Source organism: Flavobacterium rakeshii, from assembly GCF_009741375.1.
Taxonomy (GTDB): Bacteria; Bacteroidota; Bacteroidia; order Flavobacteriales; family Flavobacteriaceae; genus Flavobacterium; species Flavobacterium rakeshii.
In genome coordinates this window covers 1-3937 of sequence record NZ_WOWP01000025.1, presented here as the reverse complement: position 1 = coordinate 3937, position 3937 = coordinate 1, and the positions used below count along the sequence as shown (strand labels likewise).

Here is a 3937-nt window from a genome sequence, read left to right as displayed (position 1 = left end):
CTACACTACGTTTCGTATCGGAATGACAATGAGAATAGAACGACAGAGTAAGCAAACGGCATTAGGTTTTGAAGGCGTAAAGTAAATTAGTGAAAAAGGCGTAAAAAAGCATCTGCTGTTTGAGGCGATAGCCGAGTTCAGATGGTTTAGCCGAAAGAGGTAATTTATAGCCTGAGAAACCATGGCCTTGACTTTTTCGTTCTTTTGTGTCAAGACAAAAGGACAATAAACAACTCTATTATAAATGATGAATTTTAAATTTTAAATGAGATCCTTCCTATCGTCAGGATGACAAGCCTGTGCGTCATTACGAGGAGGAACAACGAAGTAATCTAAAAGAGATTCCTCCGTTACGTTATCACTTCAGTCGAAATGGAAAAGAGATCCTTCCTACCGTCAGGATGACAAACCTGAATGTCATTTTGAGAAGGAATGACGAAGTAATCTAATAAAAGATTGCCACGCTCCATTACATTACGCTCGCAATGACAGCAAGTGTAGGCAAACGGCATTAGCCTATAAACTTTTTGGCTCTTTTGCATTAGTACAAAAAAACAACTACTCCTTATAAACAAAAAAATCTCCCATTGGGAGACCGCTTTTATAAAATAAAAAAATGGCAAGCGACCTACATCGCACCGCTACAACCGTATACCTTTGCTGCGTTCCCGCCCTGGAGGATTCTACAGGAGCTGGTCGTGTAGGACTTGCCGGTGCAAATATACAATCTTTTTGTATTTTCGCAAAGGTCATTGCCAATTGTAAAATACAATTGTATATTGTAATCACTATTAATAAAACCATGAAAAAACATAACTTATTAGCATTCATTTTATTGGGAGCTGCCGCAATGAGCTGTGACGGCGGAAAAAATTCTCAAAAAAATTTATTTAAGCTCGATACAACAGGTCTAAAACAGCTATATCACCCTAATGAAACGTTTCCTTTAGGTATAGAAAACCCTAAAAATGCAACTATCGACTCGGTTATTTACTACATAAACGACACTAAAGTGGGTAGCGTTACCGGAAACACCAAACTGGATTTTAAATTTGAAAACGAAAAATTTGGGTACAAAAACATCAAAGCACTTGTTTATAGTGACGGAGATAACAGCGAAGTTACCGGGCGTGTAGAACTGGGCAGTGGCGTTACACCTACCAAACTGGAGTACGAACTGGTTAATACCTACCCTCACGATATGCAGGCCTACACACAGGGACTGGAATTTTACCGTGATACGCTTATTGAAAGTACCGGAAGACGCGGACTATCTACTCTTCGTAAAACCAACTACAAAACCGGAGAAGTATACAAAAAAACCGAACTGGAAGGCAAATACTTTGGCGAAGGCATCACCGTAGTAGACAATAAAATATACATGCTAACATGGCAAAGCCGCACGGGGTTTGTGTATAATGCCGATACTTTTGAAAGGCTTGAAGAGTTTAAATACTTCAAAGAGATTGAAGGCTGGGGACTTACTCACGATGACAGTAAGTATATATATATGAGTGACGGTACCGAAAAGATTTGGAAACTGGACCCTAAAACCCTTGAGGAGATTGATTATGTAAATGTATATACTACTAACAGCAAAATAAAATCGGTTAACGAGCTGGAGTGGATAGAAGGCAAAATATACGGTAACGTATACCAAACAGACGGTATTGCCGTAATAGACCCTGCTACAGGAGCTGTAGAACATATACTGGATATAAGTCCGCTTAAAAAACAGGTTACCATGCACCCTGATATGGATGTGCTAAACGGTATTGCCTACAACCCTAAAACCAAAACCATTTTTATTACCGGTAAAAACTGGGATAAAATGTTTGAAATAAGAGTAAAACAATAAAACTGTTTTTACACTGTTATATATAAGCTCCCTTCGGGGAGCTTTTTATTTATAAAATAAGAGTTAATTTAACCATCATACATGAAAACTATTTTACCTTACCTTGTTTTAATGATTGTGACTATTGGTCAAACTGATACATTGACCACAACACGAACCTATAGTTTTCAAAACCATTCTCAACTTAACACCGAAACAATTGATTATATACAGCTAGTCTTTAAAAAAGGGGCTATTATTAAAGGTAAGTATTATGGTAATGACGACAACATTCATTTTGTGGCAGATATAAAATTAAAAAACACTTCTCAAAAAGATGAATTATCTTTTACACTACACAATTATAAATTTTGCGATGAGCTGTCCAGTCCGTTTAAAAAAATTAAATGCTCTAAAATAGAAAACCCTCCATTTGAAGAAGCAGGCGAACCAACTTTTAGCGGAGATATCATACAAGACCAAATAAAATTAAGAAGAGGTTTTTACTACTATCAATCACGTTTTGACAGCATGAATTTTACTCTAGTTAAAGAAGAGTAATAAACTTTAGTATCATCATGAAAAACTTCATCTTACTTCTTTTGTTTTTTATCTCTGTGCCATGTTATTCACAAAGTATAACAGTAAAGCCATTAGGACCTATGGACCAGCCCTATCCAATAATTATTTTTTTACCAAAAACAGAAAATGACAGTAATACTTATGTCACAAACAGTTTTTTCAATTACACCTTTTATTTAGACAATACTACTTACAACAAGTTATTTGATTATATTAAAAATTATAATTCTGACCCAGAAAATCTAAACTTATCCTATTTCCCTGGAGGTACGTATAGTATTAGTTATACTAATACAAACTCAGAAACTACAACTAAAATAGTAATGGGACATAAAAAGAGTGAGCAGTTTTTTAGAAAGATTAAAAAACTAACCCGAAAGCACAACGAAGAACTTAAATCTGAATTATCATATTTAATTAATCGCTTAAAGTAATACTTAAAATAAAAAAACTAACACTCCTTTTAGTTATCCCCTTAACAATAAAAGTCTTTACATTTTTAACTCCATAACTCCCAATCAAACCATTTATAAAATTACCACCTGACAATCAATAAAATATCTGTTAAAAACATAGCTTTTTATGGGATTCCTCCTTTTATCTCAACGTTGAGATATTTATATTTGTTTACCTAAGCAATAACAAATACCCAAAAAACTATGCAAACCGATTTCAAAATTACACACCAAACAGTGGTTAATGCCCATGTTAGTGATGTATGGAAAGCCCTTACCGACCCCAAAATGGTTAGGCAGTATTTTTTTGGCTCCAATCTAGAAACCACATGGAAAGTAGGAAAGCCCATTCGCTTTTATGGCGAATACAAAGGCACACGGTATGAAGACAAAGGTATTGTACTGGAGTATAACGAAAACGAAAACCTCTCTTACAGCTATCACAGCAGCTGGACTGCCCTGCCCGATGAACCTCATCACTACCTTGAGGTTTCCTATAAGGTAAAAAAAATTCCCGGAGGAACAGAACTCACTATCTCACAAACCAATTACGACGAAGAAAAAGCCTTACACTCCCTTCAAAACTGGGAAGTGGTAACCAACAGGCTTAAAGAACTTATTGAACAGTAGGTCTTTTTGATTATTTTAAATGATGAATTTTAAATTTTGAATGAGATCCTTCCTACCGCCAGGATGACAAACTCAACTGTCATTTTGAGCGTAACGAAGTGGAGTCGAAAAATCTCTTAATGAAAAACAGAAACAAACGGCATTAGGTTTTAAAGGCATTAAATAAATTAGTGAAAGAGGCGTAAAAAAGCATCTGCTGTTTGAGGCGACAGCCGAGTTCAGATGGTTTAGTCGAATGAGGTAATTTATAGCCTGAGAAACCATAGCCTTGACTTTTTCGTTCTTTTGTGTCAAGACAAAAAGACAAAACCTCAACTGTCATTGCGAGGAGGAACGATGAAGTAATCTAATTACGATTGCCACGCTCCATTACATTACGCTCGCAATTACAGCACGAATAAGCGTAGTATGGAGCCCTTTTGCGCTCAGTATG

4 protein-coding genes and 1 other RNA gene are annotated in these 3937 nt (G+C 35.9%); 4 read left to right on the top strand and 1 reads right to left on the bottom strand.

Annotation, left to right across the window (positions count from 1 at the left end; genetic code table 11):
* Window positions 1-614: 614 nt before the first annotated feature.
* Window positions 615-713: signal recognition particle sRNA small type (ffs, locus tag GN157_RS08645), an RNA gene on the bottom strand.
* A gap of 89 nt (window positions 714-802) precedes the next feature.
* On the opposite strand from ffs, the gene GN157_RS08640 reads away from it, so the two are divergent.
* The 4 genes from GN157_RS08640 to GN157_RS08625 all read left to right on the top strand — a co-directional run bounded on the left by GN157_RS08640 (window position 803) and on the right by GN157_RS08625 (window position 3504).
* The gene (locus GN157_RS08640; protein WP_157482989.1) at window positions 803-1858 is read left to right on the top strand and encodes a glutaminyl-peptide cyclotransferase; all 1056 of its coding nucleotides are present in this window, start codon (window positions 803-805) and stop codon (window positions 1856-1858) included.
* 81 nt (window positions 1859-1939) lie between these two features.
* Window positions 1940-2398 carry a hypothetical protein gene (locus GN157_RS08635; protein ID WP_157482986.1) on the top strand — a complete coding sequence of 153 codons (459 nt, stop codon included), beginning with the start codon at window positions 1940-1942 and terminating at the stop codon, window positions 2396-2398.
* A gap of 17 nt (window positions 2399-2415) precedes the next feature.
* On the top strand, window positions 2416-2853 hold the full coding sequence (locus GN157_RS08630; RefSeq protein ID WP_157482984.1) for a hypothetical protein: 438 nt from the start codon (window positions 2416-2418) through the stop codon (window positions 2851-2853).
* Window positions 2854-3078: 225 nt separating this feature from the next.
* Window positions 3079-3504, top strand: a complete 426-nt coding sequence (locus GN157_RS08625; protein ID WP_157482982.1) for an SRPBCC family protein — start codon at window positions 3079-3081, stop codon at window positions 3502-3504.
* The last annotated feature ends 433 nt before the right edge of the window (window positions 3505-3937 follow it).